This is a genomic window from Priestia sp. BR_2, assembly GCF_041954005.1.
In the GTDB taxonomy this organism is placed as follows: domain Bacteria; phylum Bacillota; class Bacilli; order Paenibacillales; family Paenibacillaceae; genus Paenibacillus_AQ; species Paenibacillus_AQ lautus_A.
Map to the genome: position 1 here is coordinate 80,675 of NZ_JAVFHM010000188.1, position 17,230 is coordinate 97,904.

Below are 17,230 nucleotides of genomic sequence, written 5' to 3' on the forward strand. Positions count from 1 at the left end.
ACTTGCGAGCGAAAACGACGATTCTCGTATCGCTTTTTACAATATACCCAAATTTTTCGAAAAATTATCGTTCTTTTCAGAAGCGAGCATTTGCTTTTTAGGCCCGTTACCATTTACAATAACGGATAATGAGGTGAAGGAGGAAATGGCATGACGGAACAACTTCAACTGGATAACGGTTTGATTCGAATATCGGATGATGTCGTCTCGAAAATTGCCGGATTGGCTGCCTTGGAAACCCCAGGTATTGCAGCCATGTCCGGTGGATTGTCCGAGGGCTGGGCGAAGCGGCTGAGCGGCAAAAATGTGCAAAAGGGTGTTACGGTAGAAGTAGGGCAGCTGGAGGCAGCGATCGACCTGCGGATTATCGTGCTTTACGAGACGCCTATACATGAAGTGTGCCGCATGCTTCAACAGAATGTCCGCGAAGCTGTCGAGAGCATGACAGGGCTTCGCGTGGTTGAGGTCAACGTGAAGGTCGAAGGTGTAGCTTTCAAAGACGACGAAATCGACGATATTCAGCTTCGAGCCAAATAAGACGAACCTTGGGGGATCAGCCCCCGCTAATAATGAAAAAAATGAACAAAAAAGACTACACGGTTGCCCGGTAGTCTTTTTTAATTACGGATTTAACCTGCTCCTCTTTCATCGGACGGTTGCTGTCCCTGGATATGCTAAGCACGATGCCCATGCTGAGCATCATGACCAGCAGCGAGGAACCGCCGTAACTGATGAACGGGAGGGTAACGCCCGTAATCGGAATGGTATTGGTCACCCCGCCGATGTTGATGAAGGCCTGAATGGCGATAAGTCCCATGATGCCGACGCCGGTCAAGGTTCCGAACGGATCCGAGCAGCGAAGCGACACGATGATCCCCCGCAGGATGAAGTATAAATAGAGCAGCAGGAATATCGCGGTTCCGATAAAACCGAATTCTTCGCCGATGACCGAGAAGATGAAATCGTTGTACGGATTCGGCAGATAATGCAGCTTCTGCACGCTCTCCCCGTAACCCGCTCCGGTAACGCCGCCCTGGCCGATGGCAATTAGCGATTGGACCAGATTGTAGCCCGTGTCCGATTCGTCATGGAACGGGTCCATGAATGCCTCGATTCGTCCCATCTTGTAGTTCTTGGAGGCCTGCTCCTGATCTCCGCCGGAGTTGAAGAGCGATCCGACGCCGAGCGTGAGTACCAGGCCAAGCGCAACAAGCGAGATACAGCCGAGAATATGCTTAAGGCTGGCGCCCCCCGCATAAATCAACAGCCCGCTGGTAGCCACGAGGATGAAGCAGGAGCCCAGGTCAGGCTGAAGCATGATCAGGCCCGCTACGATCCCTACAATAATGAGTACGGGGAAGAAACCGCCCTTCCATTGACGGATTCGTTCCCCTTTTTTGGTGATCAGCGCTGCCAGATAGACGATGGTCGCGATTTTGGCCAGTTCGGTCGGCTGGATGCCGAATTTCCCCAAATTAAACCAGCTTGTGGCGCCGTTGGTTGCGGAACCGATAATCACCACAAGAATCAGCAGCATCAAGGTTAGAAAAAACACCGGTATGAATAGCTTCTTGTATTTCTTATAGTTGATGTTCATGGCCACAAACATGACAAACGTGCCCAGAACCGCAAACGCGGCTTGCCGCTTCGTGAAGTGCAGCGGATCGTTATTGAATTTTTCATTGAAAACGGCCAAGCTGGAGCTGGAACTGAACACCATGATCAGTCCGAATCCCACCAACAGCAAGGTAAGGATCAGCAGTTGGAAATCAGGCGTCCCTCTCTTCGGCTGAGGTTTGGTCGTATTCATCGTGTTCGACCTTACGCTTCCAGAAGAGCTTTGAGCTCTTGAAGCTTCTTGGTGGCCACATTCATGACAGGCTGCGGAGCCATGGATTCATACTCGAGACCGTGCGGGAACGTGGCTTTGCCAAGGTATACCGCTTCGATTTTGAGGATGGTGTCGGGTTTCTCCAGCTTGCCTTCAACAGCGCGGGTGTTAATGCGCAGGAAGTATTCAGCCTGATTTTTTTTATCTTCGATTTTCAAGTCGTATGTAGCGCGGTAGTATTCCCACTGCCAACGAATGAAGCCTACTTTCTCGGCACATTCATCGAGGTAAGCTAAATCGCTGTGCAATCCGTCCAAGCCTGTATTTTCGAAAATCATGTGGTCGTAACCCCCTTAATAGTCCTTGCAAAGTTCTTTAATATGATAGTATGTTTCAAGAACTTGTGCAAGCCTGTACCGCCCGTCACGCTTCAATTGAGACCATTTATCCAGATAAGATTTTGATAACGGCAAGCATTCTTCTTTTCTGTTAAAATAAATGCAAGTGAAAACGCTGTGAAATGTACGCTTTCCATCCTGGTGGTTATATATTCATAGGACTTCAATTCAAGCGAAGGGTGGATACGGCCTATGAACCGCGTCGTTTACCGCACGGAGTATTATGCAGTGGAAGAAAACGGGCAGAAGGAAATCGTCGTGATCGACCGGATTCCGGATTCGGCAGCGGTTGTGGCCGTCCATCAAGGGTGCCTGCTACTGGTATGCCAGCATCGGGAAGCGGTGAATGAGATCACCTGGGAGCTTCCCGGCGGAACGGTGAAGCCCGGCGAGGAACGCGCGCTTGCCGTTAAGCGGGAGCTTGAGGAAGAGGCAGGCGTGCAGTGCAAGGACCTGTCCTACATGGGCAGTGCTTATCCGATGGCTTCTCTGGCCAACCGGAACGTTTATTTTTATTTCACCGACGATTTGAAGGTGTCCGGGAGCCGGGAGTCGAATCAAGAGGAAGACGAAGACGTTAGAGCGGTGTGGGTCCCGCTCAGGGATGTATATCGCAAGATCAAGGAGGGCGGCCGGATGGATGCCATGGTTGGGCACGGACTGCTGCTGAGCAAACTCCACGGCTTTCTTGCGATCGATTGAGCCGCCAATAGCGGGGGAAGGATGATGAACTTGATGAAGGAAGCATTTTGGGATCAATGGTATCCACGGATGGTGGAGTGGCGGCGTCATTTACATATGCACCCGGAGCTTTCGTTCCAGGAGAAGGAAACTTCGGCATTTATAGCAGCCCGGCTGCAGGAACTCGGTCTTGCGGTCAAGACCGGTGTTGGCGGGCACGGAGTTATAGGGACATTAAAAGGGGATAAACCCGGCAGGACGGTTGTGCTGCGGTCCGACATGGATGCGCTGCCGATCGAGGACGGCAAGAGCTGCGAATACAAATCCAGGGTGCAGGGAGTGATGCACGCTTGCGGGCATGACGGGCATGCCTCCATGCTGCTTGGAGCCGCCGCATATTACAGCACGTTCCAGGAAGAAATTCAGGGGGAGATTCGTTTTATGTTCCAGCCGGCGGAGGAAGTATGCCCCGGTGGCGCGGTGGAGATGATCAAGGACGGGGCGCTCGATGGGGCCGACGTCGTCTACGGTCTGCATCTGTGGACGCCGTTACCTGTAGGCACCGCAGCGAGCGCGCCGGGTCCGCTGATGGCGGCGGCGGATGAGTTTTTCATTGACATTACGGGGCGCGGGGGGCATGGCGGCATGCCGCATGTGACGGCCGATGCCCTGGTTGCGGGGGCTGCGCTTGTCATGCAGCTTCAAACCATCGTAAGCCGCACCGTGGATCCGCTGCAGCCTGCCGTCGTTACGGTAGGGACAATGCAGGCCGGAACGGCGCAAAACGTCATAGCCTCCTCCTGCCGGATCACGGGGACGGTTCGCACGTTTGACGAACCTACCCGGGCGTTGATCCGGGAGCGGATCGAGCATATGACGCGGACGGTTTCCGAAACCTACGGCACAAAGGCGGCGGTTCGATATCTCGTCGGCTACCCACCCGTGGTGAACGATGAAGCCGAAACCGCACGATTTTTCCGTACGGCACCCCGAGTGTTCGATGCGGATCAGATCACCGTCTCGCCCAAACTGATGCCGGCGGAGGATTTCGCTTATTACTTGAAGGAAATTCCGGGCTGCTTCATTTTCGTTGGAGCCGGCAACCCCGACAAAGGGGCGATTTATCCGCATCATCATCCGATGTTCGACTTTGATGAAGATGCGATGCGCTACGGGGCGAAGCTGCTGGTCGAGATGGTGTCGAGCTATCAGAACGGGGCATAGACTTTCACAAAATCGCAATCTTCGCGCATGAACGCTCGTTATTTGGAAATCCTATTGATCATAGGGGAAGTTCAGATCCAGGACATGGATGTGGACTTCTTTTTTTTAAGATGACCGAATGTCACGAGGAGGAATAAGGGTGCACAACAAGCCTTGCATCGTCCAGCGCGATCGGACCATACTTCTTGAAACCGCCCATGCGGATGCGGAGGCTGCGCGCGAGCAGCTAGCCCAATATGCCGATTTGATCAAAAGTCCCGCGTCTTTTCATACATATCGCTTGACCCCTTTATCTTTATGGAACGCCGCTGCAGGGGGCATGTCGGCTGAAGCCATTTGCTCGAGCCTTCAGTCGTTGTCGCGTTGGGACGTGCCGGCCGCCCTGCTGGAAGAGGTTCGCCAGCTCGTTGGGCGTTATGGGCAGCTGTCGCTGCTCCCGCATCCAACGCTTGAACGTGCATTGCTGTTATCCAGCAATGAGGAAGCCCTGATGCAGGAGCTGACGTCCCATCGCTCCCTGAGGGAAATCGGCGTCAGGTTGATTTCGCCGAAGGAAGCAGAGGTGCCTTCGGACCGCCGCGGCGTGTTAAAGCAGGAGATGACCCGGCTCGGCTATCCTGTGCTGGACCACGCGGGATATATGGACGGGCAATACCTGAACATTCTTTGGTGGGGAGAAAAATCGGGCAGCGAGCGCTTTGAAGATTCGAACGGCGGATCCAACGATCAGCGGTTCGAGCTTCGCGACTATCAGCAGAAGGCTGCCGAATCCTTCAGGGATATTGGCGGCGAAGGCGGCAACGGTGTGCTGGTCCTGCCATGCGGGGCCGGGAAAACGGTCATTGGCATCGCCGCCATGCGCGAGCTGCAATGCGAGACGCTGATCCTCACTTCCAATACCACGTCGGTAAGGCAGTGGATCGCCGAGCTGATGCAGAAAACGACGCTGTCCGTGGATGAAATCGGCGAATACTCCGGTCAGCGCAAACAAGTCAGGCCGGTGACGGTCGCTACCTACCACATCTTGACCCACCGGCAGGGCAAGGGGGAGGAGCAGCAGCATATGAAGCTGTTTAATGAACGGCGCTGGGGCTTGATCATTTATGACGAGGTTCATCTTCTTCCCGCTCCGGTATTCCGCGCGACGGCCGACATCCAGGCGACCCGCAGGCTTGGCCTGACCGCCACTTTGGTTCGCGAGGATGGAAGGGAGAGCGACGTGTTCTCCCTGATCGGTCCCAAACGATATGAAATGCCGTGGAAAAGGCTGGAGGCGCAAGGGTGGATTGCTTCGGTGACCTGCACGGAGATTAAGGTGCCGCTGCCGGACGAGATCAGAAAAGCCTGCGAAACGGCTGGCAAAAGGGAGCAATATCGGCTGGCTGCCGAGAATCCCTCCAAACTTGATGTGATTCGGCAGCTCGTGGATGTCCACAAGGATGCGCAGACGCTCATCATTGGACAATACCTGGATCAGCTCCATGCCATTTCCAGGGAGCTGCAGGCCCCGCTCATCACGGGACAAATGACCCAGGATCAGCGCAACGAATGGTATAACGCCTTCAGGGAAGGAAACGTTCGCGTGCTTGTCGTATCGAAAGTGGCAAACTTCGCGGTCGATCTGCCCGATGCTTCCGTAGCGATCGAGGTTTCGGGCAGCTACGGCTCGCGGCAGGAGGAAGCGCAGCGGCTTGGACGTTTGCTGCGGCCGAAGTCAGGGGAGAATCGGGCTTATTTTTATGCATTGGTAACGGAGGACAGCCGGGAGGAGATCTTTGCGATCCGGCGACAGCTGTTTCTGATTGAGCAGGGGTACGAATATCACGCGATACATGCAAAGCAGCCGGCGGCTTTCCTGGATCTGATCGCGATGCGAAATCCCCGTTCCTATCAGCATCCCGACGGGAAGGAGGTCTCGTGGAGATGACGAGACAGCAGGACATGGCGGACACGATGAGCCTGGAACGGCTTCTTCCGAAGGAGCGATCGGTCCTCCACCATATCTGGCGCCGCTTTGCCGGGCAGGGTTTCGATGACGACAAGCTGCGCTCATTGCGATTTCCCCGCTTGAGCGGCGTGGAGGCGCAGCTTGCCTTCATCTCCTTGAGACAACAAGGATGGGTGCGAGCGGTCAAGAGAGGTTGGGGCGAGAGGCTGTATTTCATTCCTTTTGACAAGCTGCAGATCCTCCAAGAAGGCTGTGGTCCTGTGGAGGCGCTTGAAACAGGCTCCATCCCTCCCGCATCCGTGAGGCTTCAGCAGGAGGCAAGAAGCGGCATAGCGATCGATATGTTCAATGTTCTCGTATATATGGCCAAGAACCGCGTATCGTTGACCGCTAAAGGGATTTTGCATAAGAAATGTATTCAGAAACTGGGGGGCGAGATCGCCTTAACGCCATACGATGTCGAAGGGCTCGCCCTTCACTATGATCATGCGGATGCGTACCCTCCACATGTCGCGATGGTGTTGGATCTGTTGTTTACGTTTGAGCTGGTCGTTGCAGAGCAGGGGGAACTGAAGCTGAACCGTCCCGCATTGCGGCGTTGGCTTATGCTCTCCCGGGAAGCGATGGACCGGTCCGTCCTTCTTCACATGATGGAACGCTACATTCCGAACTCGGCCGAGTTTCAGCATTGGACTTGGCGGATATGTCACTCGTCGCTGTCCGGCGGGGTGTGGTACCGCGCCTGGCAGATGCCCGCTGCAGTCTCTGAGCCTTTGGAAGGAGGTGCATCCACCGGAAAAGAATTATTGCCGGAGGAAGCCGCTTCATGGCTCCGGTTATTAACCGGCTGCGGTTACACCGATTTGGGCATCGATGACGATGGTCAATTCCTGATCCGCTGGCGTGTGGCCCCCTCCTCCTTGCTGGATGGAAGCGAAGGGGCCGATACCGGATCATCGGGTCTGTTCATTCAGCCGGATTTTGACATTTTGATACCGCCCAATGTGCCGAATTCCGTTAAGTTTCAAGCTGCTTGCTGCACGGAGCGGATTTTGGATGATGTGATGACGGTCTATCGCCTGACCAGAGATTCGGTGATGCAGGCGGCAAAAGCCGGAGTGGAGCCGGAGGGAATCGCGGCCTTTTTCTCGAAACATGCAGCCGCTGGAATGCCGGAGAACGTGCAAGCTGCTTTATACCAATGGGGCAAGGAGATGGACAGGGCAGGCCTGAACGAGTCGTTGCGCTATGAAGAGGCTCCTCCGGAAGAGGATACGGAACTTGCGGGTACTGATGGAAATGACCGTTACCCTATGCAGTGGGGGACTCGCAGCCGTCCCTCCTGCGGATTGATCCGCCCGGCACGAAGCGAGCTTGCACTTGAACCTGATGACACCATGCCGGATCCATCGTCGGTCATTCCCGATTTGAACCGGATTCCTGTCATGTGGACACGGGATTGGCGCTCTTACCACGGCTCGACGGCCAAACAAATGATGGAGCAGGCGCTGGAGCTGTCGGCCAAATTGGAGATTGCCGTCGATGGGAGCCGCATGGAATTCATTCCATTTCAAATCCTGCGTCAGCCGTGGAAAATTTCGGGTGCGTTATACGATCCGGATTCGGATAAGACGGGAGCCATCGTGGAGTTAGGCGAAGGGGAATGGAGGGAAATGCGGCTTGTGATTCCGTAAAAGCGTTTGAATTCCCCCTTCTTAAGATACGAGCGTTATGCTATGATGAAAGAGTCCACGATCAACACGCGGGCCAAATTTAATAGAAAAGCGGGATGAGTTCATGAGCGTATCGGAAATAAACACGGTCGATATGGCCGAGGTGCTCACCTATGCCTACGAAATAGGCGACATGATTAATGCTTCCGTCGAAGTGGCGGATTATCTATATTGGAAGCAGGCAGTTGAGAATGACCCCATGATTCAGGCTTTGGTCAGAAAGCTTGAATCGAAGAAGGAGTTGTTCGAAGAGACGCAGCGGTTCGGCCACTTTCACCCGAATTACCATTCGGCCAAGGATGAAGTAGCCGCGGTGGAAGCGGAACTGGAGGCTTTTGAGCCCGTAGCCCGGTTCAAGCAGGCGGAGAAAAATCTGGACGATCTGCTGCATTCCATGTCGGAAAGGATTGCTTTTTCGGTTTCGGAGAGCATCAAGGTTCCCGGCAATGACCCTCTTCCGAAGAAGGGGTGCGGCAGCGGAGGAGCCTGCTCGTGCGGATAACGGGCATACATTAGAGATAGAGACGAAAGTGAGGCGAGGAGCTTAGGATGTTGGCTGAACGGACGGGTTTTATTATATGGGTCAGCGATGTTAAGGCAGCAAGGAATTTGGAGAAATACGGCAGCGTCCATTATATATCGCGCCGCATGCATTACGTTGTCATGTACGTCAACGCTGACCGTGCCGAAGAGACAATGAAGAACATCCGGAGATTGTCCTACGTTCGTAAGATCGAGCGCTCCTACCGGAACGAGATTAAGACAGAGTACAGCAGCAAGGGGCCGGATAAAGCCAAGTTTTACGGTCCCTAGCAGGATGTGCCTGCTCGAGAATCCGTGTAAATCGCATATCGCGTATCTTGTAAGAATACGAGAAAAGCGTAAAGCGGCCCCTCTGGGGCCGCTTTTTTTAAAGCCTTGGAAAGTATTAGCCTCGCATGTCGCGCACGAACTTCCAAAGATTATTTCGATTTGCGGCGATAGATTGGCATAAATCGGAAGGCCATTTGATAAAATAGTATAAGTAAGGTACAATTTACATTTTAATGGGACCCATCATTCCATCCGGATTTGCACCTTCCGCACCAGGATGCAATTAGAGCTATTTCTAAATTTTCGGTGATTGTTCACAAGAAGCGAGGTTTCAATCTTGTGAATGATAGTGGAATGATGTAATATGTTGGGTATATATACATAGATACAAAGACCCATTTGGTGGAGAGTGATATTCCATGCGCGACAAAGGGACTGAGCGGTGGAGCACCTATGAGCCGTTTTATATTACGTTAAATGATAAAAAGGTAGCCGATATCGTGATTACCAATCATGCAAAGAGCCGTTATACGGACCGGGTGGAAGGCCATGACACCTCCCACGAGGAAATCGGGACTTGGATGTGGGAGTGCTTGAAGCAGGACCGGATCGTGCCGTATTACCGCAACGAACAGGATGTCTATCTGATCGACGACGACCTGGTGGTTGTGGCGGAGTTCTCGGAGCTGGAGCACGAACGCGATCTGATCGGCAACCCACTGCATCGGATGATCATTGTAACATTTTTGGGGCGTATGTCCGAAACCATTGAGCTTCGGGACCTGAAGTCTTATTACTCATGGCTTCGTCATTCGCGCCGCATGACGCTGATCAAGAACAGCCGCAAGCGTAAATAAAGAAATAAAGTCATGAAATGGCATGCGAGCGTAAGCGCGGATGTCTTTTTTTGTATGCGCTGCCGAGATCCGTTACAATATAAAACAAGAGCGGCAGCGAGAGGGGAACCGAAACGATGAATTTTCACCAGCTACATATCTTTTACACGGTGGCCGAGCGCGGAAGTTTTTCCGCTGCTGCGCAAGCGCTTCATATGAGCCAGCCGGCCGTGACGATGCAGGTGCAGGCGCTGGAGGAGTACTTTGGGACAAAGCTGCTCATCCGTTCCACCAAGCGCATGGAGTTATCCGAGGCCGGGAGGACGCTGCTCCCCTTTGCCCGCAGGAGCCTGGAGCTGTCGCAGGCCACGGACGCGGCCATGGCGGCGTTCTCGAACAAACTTCAGGGAAGGCTGCAGCTCGGGGCAAGCCTGACGATCGGGGAGTATGTGCTGCCGCGATTGCTGGGGCCCTTCGGCCGGGAGTACCCGGACATATCGATAATGCTCAAAGTGATGAACACTACGCAGATTCTCGAGGAAATCGCAAGCCATCAACTGAACTTCGGACTGATCGAGGCTCCGGTGGAACATCCGGACATGGTGCTGGATGCGGTCATGGAGGATGAGCTGAAACTGATCGTTCCTTCCAGCCATCCTTTAGCGCAAAGGGAAGATGCGATATATTTGAAGGATGTGCTGACGTATCCGTTTGTGCTGCGCGAGAAAGGTTCCGGCACCAGGAAGGTCATGGAGGACGTGCTGCTGGAGCGGGGGCACGATCCCGAGAGCATCCAGACGGTGATGGAGCTGGGGAGCACGGGAGCGGTCAAATCGGCGGTAGAGGAAGGACTCGGCATCACGATGCTGTCAACCTCTACGGTTAAGCACGAGACGGCGCTCGGGTTAGTCAAAATGATCGATATCGCGGATGCGTCATTTAAACGGAATTTCTATTCCATTCATTTGCGGTCGGCGCTCTTGCCGATGTCGGCGATGACGTTTTTGGCCTATTTAAGAGAGCGACGGCGTTAATGCAAGCATACCCGTATATACAACGAAAGGAGATTGAACGCCATGGATAAACTCGCGTCTCGAAAGGGCTGCGATCTTCATTCGCACACCCAGGCTTCGGATGGAATGAATACGCCTTCGGAGAACGTGCAGCTTGCCTATGAGCGGGGGCTGGGGGCTTTGGCCATTACGGATCATGATACCGTAGCCGGCATCGAGGAAGCGCTGCAAGCGGGAGAGCGCTTGAACATCATCGTGGTCCCCGGCGTAGAAATCAGCACCATGGCAGGCGGGACGGATATTCACGTTCTGGGCTATTACGTCGATCACCGGGACCCCGTGTTTCTGGAGCGGCTGGCAGCGCTTCGCCGCACGAGGGAGAAGCGCAATGAGAAGATCTTGGCTAAGCTTCGCGAGCTTGGCATCGAGCTTACGATGAAGGAAGTCATTGCGGTATTGGGGCGGCCGCTGGAGCCCGATGAGAGCATCGGACGCCCGCATATTGCGGATGCGCTGGTCCATAAAGGACATGCCCTGGATCTGCGGGATGCCTTCGACCGGTATCTCGCCCAGGGTGCTGCTGCCTATGTACCGCAGCCGCGGATCCATCCCAAGGAAGCCTGCGAATGGATCCGTGAAGCCGGCGGCGTGCCGGTGCTTGCGCACCCCGGGCTCTACGGCGATGATGCGTTGGTCAGAACGGTCATTGAAGAGTCAGGGTTCAAGGGGATCGAAGTCTATCATTCGGACCATGGGGTATCGGAGGAGGAACGTTACTTGGCGATGGCCGAGGAGTACGGCTTCATCGTGACCGCCGGATCGGATTACCATGGACAGAGGCAGGGCCAGGTATTCCATGGGGATATCGGCAGCCGCCAGGTATCCACCCAGGTGCTGGACCGGCTTCAACAGGCACGGGCAAGGACCTAAGACGGACGGAACGGTAAGAAAAACGGGTACCTCGGATGGTCATTTTGACCTTCCGGGGTACCCGTTTTTTTGGCTGAATGAAGATCTATCCGCGTCTTCCGTTCATTTTAATTGCGATTGTTTTTTACCGAATTGGGCATGGCCTTGATCAGCTGCTCGTCCGGCGTCACGAACAGCGTTTTCTGATTGTCGTAGATGACAAAGCCGGGCTTGGCTCCATTCGGCTTGCGGACGTGGCGAATGAGCGTATAGTCGACGGGCACGCTGCTGGATTCTTTGGCCTGACTGTAATAAGCCGCCAGCTGCGCCGCTTCCTGGAGCGTTGCGTCCCCGTACTCGCTGCTGCGGATGACCACATGGGAACCCGGGATATCCTTGGTGTGCAGCCAGGTGTCGTTTGAGGAAGCGAGACGGTTGGTCACGTATTCGTTTTGAAGGTTGTTTTTGCCCACATAGAGCTCGACGCCTTCGGATGAAGTATAGACATGCAGCGTCGGCTTGTCGTTTTTCTTCTTTTTCTTCGTTTTGCGGCTGCGGTCTCTTAAATATCCCTGCTGGACCAATTCGTCCCTGATTTCATCGATGTCGTTCAGGGAAGCATGCGACAGCTGCTGCAGAAGATTCTCGATATAGTTGATCTCTTCGCGGGTTTTGATTAACTGTTCGTTGATGACAGCGAGGCTGTTCTTATACTTGTTGTACTTTTTGAAATAACGCTGGGCATTGTCCGATGGGGTCAGGAGCGGATCCAGCGGTATGGTGACGGTCGCCTGCTCTTCATCGTAGAAGTTGATCAGCTGGACTTCGCGGTCGCCCTTCTGAATCTGATGGAGCGAGGCGAAGAGAAGCTCGCCAAAAATCCGGTACCGATCGGCATCGCCGGCTTCCTCCAAATCTTTGTTCAGATTATCCAGCTTCTTGATGTTTTTGGTCCGTTCATTCTGCAGGAATCGGAGGAGATCGCTGACCTTCTGTTTAACCGTGTCCCGCTGTGCCTTATCCCCGTAATAATCCTCCATGCATTGGCTGACCGATTCGTAGGTTCTGGTCTCGTCCGCAAGCAATGTCAGCGGTATGACGGAGAACACCGATTTGCCCTTGGGATTGACACCTGTAACAGGCGTATATTGATGGCTGCGGACTTGCCCCATCACCTCATCGAATGCACGCCACAGGCTGCCGCAATCTTTATCTTTTTCCCCTTCGTTTCCCCCCGGATGGCCTTCTCCTGCACGGTGGGCTATTTCCTGCGCTGCCAGCGGGCTTAGGCCGCTGAATTCGCCGACCAGCCATGAGACCGCCGACTCCTCGTTCACCAGACAGGACTCCCGGAAAGCTTCCTGCTCGGTTTCGAGCGGATTCCGCTTATGCTGCTCCGGCGGATTCGTGTAGGAAAATCCCGGCATGACCACGCGGTAGCTGCTGATGGCGGGCGTCACATGGTTGATGCCGTCCAGTATGGTATCACTCGCGGGATCAAGCAGAATGATGTTGCTGTGTCTGCCCATCAGCTCCACGATGATTTTCTTGGAGGAAACATCCCCGAGCTCGTCGCGCTGGCGAATCGTCATATGGATGATCCGCTCCATGCCCACCTGCTGGATGTCCTCGATGATGCCGCTCTCGCAATGCTTGCGCAGAATCATGCAAAACATCGGCGCTTCGGCCGGATTGAGAAACGTTTCCTGCGTCAGATGCACCCTGGGATACGTGGGGTTTGCGGAGAGCAGCAGTTTGGCGTTTCCTTGCTGGGTGCGTATGTGAAACACGATGTCCCGATCGTTCGGTTGATATATTTTATTGATTCGTGCGCCCCGGCAGGCTTGAAGCTCATGCACGATCGCGCGCGTGACAATGCCGTCTAGTGCCATCCTTCATTCTCCTATCTGTCTGTTACCCTTCCTAATCGTACTTCTCTATGATGCCATATTTCCCTTAAAAACTTAAGGCCCCTTCTGTGATAATTCAGGACCTGTCCGAATACATTTACGTAGAAAGGGTGGAAAAGCTGTCATCCGCCGGAACTTGCAAAACCAACCGGGAGGGAAAGGAAGCATGGAACAAAAGCAATGGCACCAGATGGACACGGATGAATTGCAGCAAGTACTGCAGATGCATCCGGAGCACGGCCTCACGGAAGAGGAAGCCGGGGAGAGACGAAAAAAAAGTGGCTACAACGAGCTCTCCGAGGGCGTTAAAATTTCTCCATTTGTTCTGCTCTTGAATCAATTTAAGGATTTCATGATGCTGGTGCTTCTTGGGGCCACCCTGGTATCCGGCCTGCTGGGCGAGTATCTGGATGCCGTCACGATCGTGGCCATCATCCTGATCAACGGGATCCTTGGTTTCATCCAGGAATTCAAGGCGGAGCGGTCGCTTCGGGCCTTGAAGCAGCTGTCCGCGCCGACCTCCAAGGTCATCCGGGACGGCAAGGTGGTGCAGCTAACGGCCAGAGAACTCGTACCTGGCGATGTCATTCTCGTCGAGAGCGGAGACCGTATCCCGGCCGACGTTCGCTGGCTCGAGATCAACAGCTGCAGCGTCGAGGAGTCCGCCTTGACCGGCGAGTCCCTGCCGGTAAATAAGCATGCCGAGCCGATCCACGATGCGGAAGTTCCGCTGGGCGACCGGAAGAACATCGGGTTCATGGGAACGATGGTGGCCCGCGGCACGGGTAAAGGCGTTGTCATCCGGACCGGAATGGATACGGAGATGGGCAAAATCGCCGATTTGATCCAAAACACGGAATCCCAGGAGACGCCGCTGCAGCATCGCCTGGAGCAGCTGGGCAAAATTCTGATCGCCGTGTCGTTGGGGCTGACGGTCTTGGTCGTAATCGCAGGCATTCTGCATGGACAGCCTGCAGCAGGGATGTTCTTCGCAGGGGTCAGCCTGGCCGTAGCGGCCATTCCCGAAGGGCTGCCGGCCATCGTCACGATTGCGCTATCCCTCGGCGTGCAGCGCATGATCAAGCGCAAAGCGATCGTGCGCAAGCTGCCATCCGTGGAGACGCTGGGCTGCGCATCGGTGATCTGTTCGGATAAAACGGGGACGCTCACGCAGAATAAAATGACCGTGACCCAGGTTTGGCTGGGAGGACGTACGCTGGAAGTGACCGGGCACGGGTATGACCCGACGGGTCAAATCCTCCACAGAGGCAAGCCTGTCGAGCTGAGATCCGATCAGGGGCTTCGCAGACTGCTGCAAATCAGCGGGCTGTGCAACAATGCGGAGATCTATGAGAATGTGCAGGAGGAAGCCCGGAGCAAGCGCAAGGGCAAGGAGGAGCCGGCGGCAGCTGCTTGGGAGTTAAAAGGGGACCCGACAGAAGGAGCGCTGCTGACGCTGTCGTCCAAAATGGGATTGACGAAGGGCAGCCTGAACTCTATCTACCAAAGAGACAAAGAGTTTCCTTTCGATTCGGAGCGGAAGCTGATGTCCGTCATCGTCAGTCATCAGGGCGGACGCTTGCTCTGCACGAAGGGCGCACCGGACGTCCTGCTGGACGCCTGTGCTTATATCATGTGGGACGGGAACGTCGTGCCGCTGACCTCCACGCTCCGTCAGAAGGTGCTGGCCGCCAATGAAGGCATGGCTTCCAACGCGCTGCGCGTGCTTGGTTTGGCTTACCGGGATTTGCGTTCCTATGATAAGCCGGAAACGGAGAAAGAGGCCGAGAGCCAGCTTATCTTTGTGGGGCTGGCCGGAATGATCGATCCGCCGCGCCGTGAAGTGCGCGACGCGATTGCGACGTGCCGCCGCGCCGGAATCAAGACCGTCATGATCACGGGCGACCATCGGACAACGGCGGAAGCGATCGCGGCCCAGCTCGGGATCCTGCCAAGGAACGGTCTGTCGCTATCGGGACAGGAGTTATCCCGAATGGATGACAAGGAGCTGGATGCGAGGGTGGATCAAACCTTCGTTTATGCCCGCGTCTCTCCCGAGCACAAGCTTCGCATCGTGAAATCGCTCCAGCGGAAGGGGCATGTGGTTGCCATGACGGGGGATGGCGTGAACGATGCACCGGCCATCAAAGCCTCGGATATCGGGATTGCCATGGGCATTACCGGTACGGACGTAACGAAGGAAGCGTCGTCGCTGGTGCTAAGTGACGATAATTTCTCCACGATTGTTTCGGCGATTGAGGAGGGGCGGAGCATTTATGAAAATATCCGCAAATTCATCCGCTATTTGCTGGCCTCCAATGTCGGCGAGATCCTGACGATGTTTTTTGCGATGATGATGGGGCTTCCGCTTCCGCTCGTTCCGATCCAGATTCTGTGGGTAAACCTGGTCACCGACGGGCTCCCGGCCATGGCGCTCGGGGTGGACCAGCCGGAGAAGGACCTGATGGAGCACAAGCCGCGGGGGGCCAAGGAAAATATTTTCGCCAGACGCCTAGGCTGGAAAATCATCAGCCGCGGCATCTTGATCGGCTTGTGCACGCTCGGCGCATTTTGGGTCACGCTGCGCATCGCGCCGAATGATCCGGCGCAGCTGGCCAAGGCGCAGTCCGTTGCCTTTGCTACCCTCGTCATGGCCCAGCTGATCCATGTGTTCGACTGCCGCAGCTCGCGCTCGATTTTCCATCGGAACCCGCTTCAGAACAAAGCTTTGGTTCTGGCCGTGCTGTCCTCGGTATTGCTGATGCTCGGCGTCATGTACATCGAGGCGTTCCAGCCGATCTTCAAGACGGTTCCGCTTGGCCTGAAAGAGTGGGCATTGACACTCGTCGCCGCCGGCATTCCTACCTTCCTGATGGGGGCCGGAAGCGTGTGGGGCGGCAGACGGAACCGCAACCGGAACCGCCGCGGCATGATGACGAAGAGTGCAAATATTTCGGCGTAAAATGAATGGATAGCCCATCACCTCTGCGATATGCTAAGCACGAGCGTAGCAATTGCAGAGGAGATGGGTTTTTATGATGGAATTTACGAAAATGCATGGATTGGGCAACGACTTCGTTGTCGTATACGGCGAACGGGAACTTCCATCCGATGCATCCGAATTGGCCGTGAAGCTGTGCAACCGCTTCTTCGGCATCGGTGCTGACGGACTTGTATATATTTTGCCTTCCGCGAAGGCTGATTTCATGATGCGGATTATGAATTCGGACGGTTCCGAAGCGGAGCAGTGCGGCAACGCCATCCGCTGCGTCGCGAAGTATGTGTACGATCACGGCCATATCGACCGCGAGGAGATTACCATAGAAACCATCGGAGCCGGCGTGCAGCAGGTGCGTCTTACGGTGCAGGACGGTCAAGTAAGCAGCGTAAGGGTCGATATGGGCGAACCGGTCCTGAACGGACTTAGCGTGCCGACCTTGGTCGATCTCAATCCGGTGGTGAATCATCCCGTTGAAGTGGACGGCCGGGAATTCCGATTCACTGCCGTTTCCATGGGCAATCCGCACTGCGTCATTTATGTGGACGATGCGGTGAACTTTGATCTCGGCGTATGGGGGCCTAAGCTTGAGGTGCACCCGCTCTTCCCGAGAAAGATCAACGTGGAGTTTGCAACGGTGAATTCACGCGGTCAAGTGGACATGCGGGTATGGGAGCGCGGCGCGGGACCGACCCTGGCCTGCGGCACCGGCGCCTGCGCGACGCTGGTATCCTCCGTGCTGAACGGTGCCACAGACCGCAGCGCGACGATCTCGCTTAAGGGCGGGGATCTGTTCATCGAGTGGGATGAGCTTGACAACCATGTGTACATGACGGGACCGGCCGAGGTTGTATATAAAGGGAAGTTGGCAATTTAGGGCATGCGCTGGCCGCTTCTCTTCCTCCGGCAGTTGAAAAAAACAGTAGGTTCATAAGT

The 17,230-nt window shown here is 54.9% G+C and carries 15 protein-coding genes; 12 read left to right on the forward strand and 3 right to left on the reverse strand.

All coding sequences use genetic code 11. From position 1 onward, the window contains the following. Positions 1-150 precede the first annotated feature (150 nt). On the forward strand, positions 151-537 hold the full coding sequence (locus RB298_RS10700) for an Asp23/Gls24 family envelope stress response protein (protein WP_009589611.1): 387 nt from the start codon (positions 151-153) through the stop codon (positions 535-537). 55 nt (positions 538-592) lie between these two features. On the opposite strand, the gene ftsW is transcribed toward RB298_RS10700, so the two are convergent. Beyond that, entirely contained in the window at positions 593-1,810 is a 1,218-nt protein-coding gene (gene ftsW, locus RB298_RS10705) for a putative lipid II flippase FtsW (protein WP_009589615.1), read from the reverse strand. A gap of 11 nt (positions 1,811-1,821) precedes the next feature. Continuing rightward, positions 1,822-2,169: a YugN family protein gene (locus RB298_RS10710; protein WP_009589628.1), complete on the reverse strand. Its 348-nt coding sequence runs from the start codon at positions 2,167-2,169 to the stop codon at positions 1,822-1,824. Between the two features lie 252 nt (positions 2,170-2,421). Here RB298_RS10710 and RB298_RS10715 point away from each other — a divergent pair, with 252 nt between their 5' ends. The 9 genes from RB298_RS10715 (at position 2,422) to RB298_RS10755 (ending at position 11,407) form a co-directional block, all read left to right on the forward strand. Then, positions 2,422-2,931 (forward strand): NUDIX hydrolase, encoded by a 510-nt coding sequence (locus RB298_RS10715; RefSeq protein WP_036665923.1) that lies wholly within the window; start codon positions 2,422-2,424, stop codon positions 2,929-2,931. Positions 2,932-2,955: 24 nt separating this feature from the next. Next, positions 2,956-4,134, forward strand: coding sequence for a M20 family metallopeptidase (locus RB298_RS10720; RefSeq protein ID WP_375121113.1), 1,179 nt, complete (start codon positions 2,956-2,958; stop codon positions 4,132-4,134). Between the two features lie 118 nt (positions 4,135-4,252). Continuing rightward, positions 4,253-6,061 (forward strand): DNA repair helicase XPB, encoded by a 1,809-nt coding sequence (locus RB298_RS10725; RefSeq protein ID WP_486047037.1) that lies wholly within the window; start codon positions 4,253-4,255, stop codon positions 6,059-6,061. Continuing rightward, the gene (locus tag RB298_RS10730; RefSeq protein ID WP_486047038.1) at positions 6,058-7,776 is read left to right on the forward strand and encodes a helicase-associated domain-containing protein; all 1,719 of its coding nucleotides are present in this window, start codon (positions 6,058-6,060) and stop codon (positions 7,774-7,776) included. Before RB298_RS10725 ends, RB298_RS10730 begins: the two co-directional genes overlap by 4 nt. Positions 7,777-7,879: 103 nt before the next feature. After that, entirely contained in the window at positions 7,880-8,317 is a 438-nt protein-coding gene (locus tag RB298_RS10735; protein ID WP_009589694.1) for a YlbF/YmcA family competence regulator, read from the forward strand. Positions 8,318-8,364: 47 nt separating this feature from the next. Then, positions 8,365-8,628, forward strand: a complete 264-nt coding sequence (locus RB298_RS10740) for a YlbG family protein (protein ID WP_006209210.1) — start codon at positions 8,365-8,367, stop codon at positions 8,626-8,628. A gap of 419 nt (positions 8,629-9,047) precedes the next feature. Next, positions 9,048-9,485 carry a hypothetical protein gene (locus RB298_RS10745; protein WP_009589660.1) on the forward strand — a complete coding sequence of 146 codons (438 nt, stop codon included), beginning with the start codon at positions 9,048-9,050 and terminating at the stop codon, positions 9,483-9,485. A gap of 116 nt (positions 9,486-9,601) precedes the next feature. Then, positions 9,602-10,498 (forward strand): selenium metabolism-associated LysR family transcriptional regulator, encoded by an 897-nt coding sequence (locus RB298_RS10750; RefSeq protein WP_015734323.1) that lies wholly within the window; start codon positions 9,602-9,604, stop codon positions 10,496-10,498. A 42-nt stretch (positions 10,499-10,540) separates the two neighbouring features. After that, positions 10,541-11,407, forward strand: coding sequence for a PHP domain-containing protein (locus RB298_RS10755; RefSeq protein WP_096773134.1), 867 nt, complete (start codon positions 10,541-10,543; stop codon positions 11,405-11,407). A 107-nt stretch (positions 11,408-11,514) separates the two neighbouring features. On the opposite strand, the gene RB298_RS10760 is transcribed toward RB298_RS10755, so the two are convergent. Then, complete coding sequence (locus RB298_RS10760; protein ID WP_486047039.1) at positions 11,515-13,278, reverse strand: Rqc2 family fibronectin-binding protein; 1,764 nt, start codon at positions 13,276-13,278, stop codon at positions 11,515-11,517. Between the two features lie 184 nt (positions 13,279-13,462). Here RB298_RS10760 and RB298_RS10765 point away from each other — a divergent pair, with 184 nt between their 5' ends. Together RB298_RS10765 and dapF are read left to right on the forward strand one after the other, a co-directional pair. Then, positions 13,463-16,258 (forward strand): calcium-translocating P-type ATPase, SERCA-type, encoded by a 2,796-nt coding sequence (locus RB298_RS10765; protein ID WP_486047040.1) that lies wholly within the window; start codon positions 13,463-13,465, stop codon positions 16,256-16,258. Positions 16,259-16,334: 76 nt separating this feature from the next. Then, a complete protein-coding gene (dapF, locus tag RB298_RS10770; protein ID WP_036666168.1) occupies positions 16,335-17,171 on the forward strand; it encodes a diaminopimelate epimerase in 837 nt (278 codons plus the stop codon). The last annotated feature ends 59 nt before the right edge of the window (positions 17,172-17,230 follow it).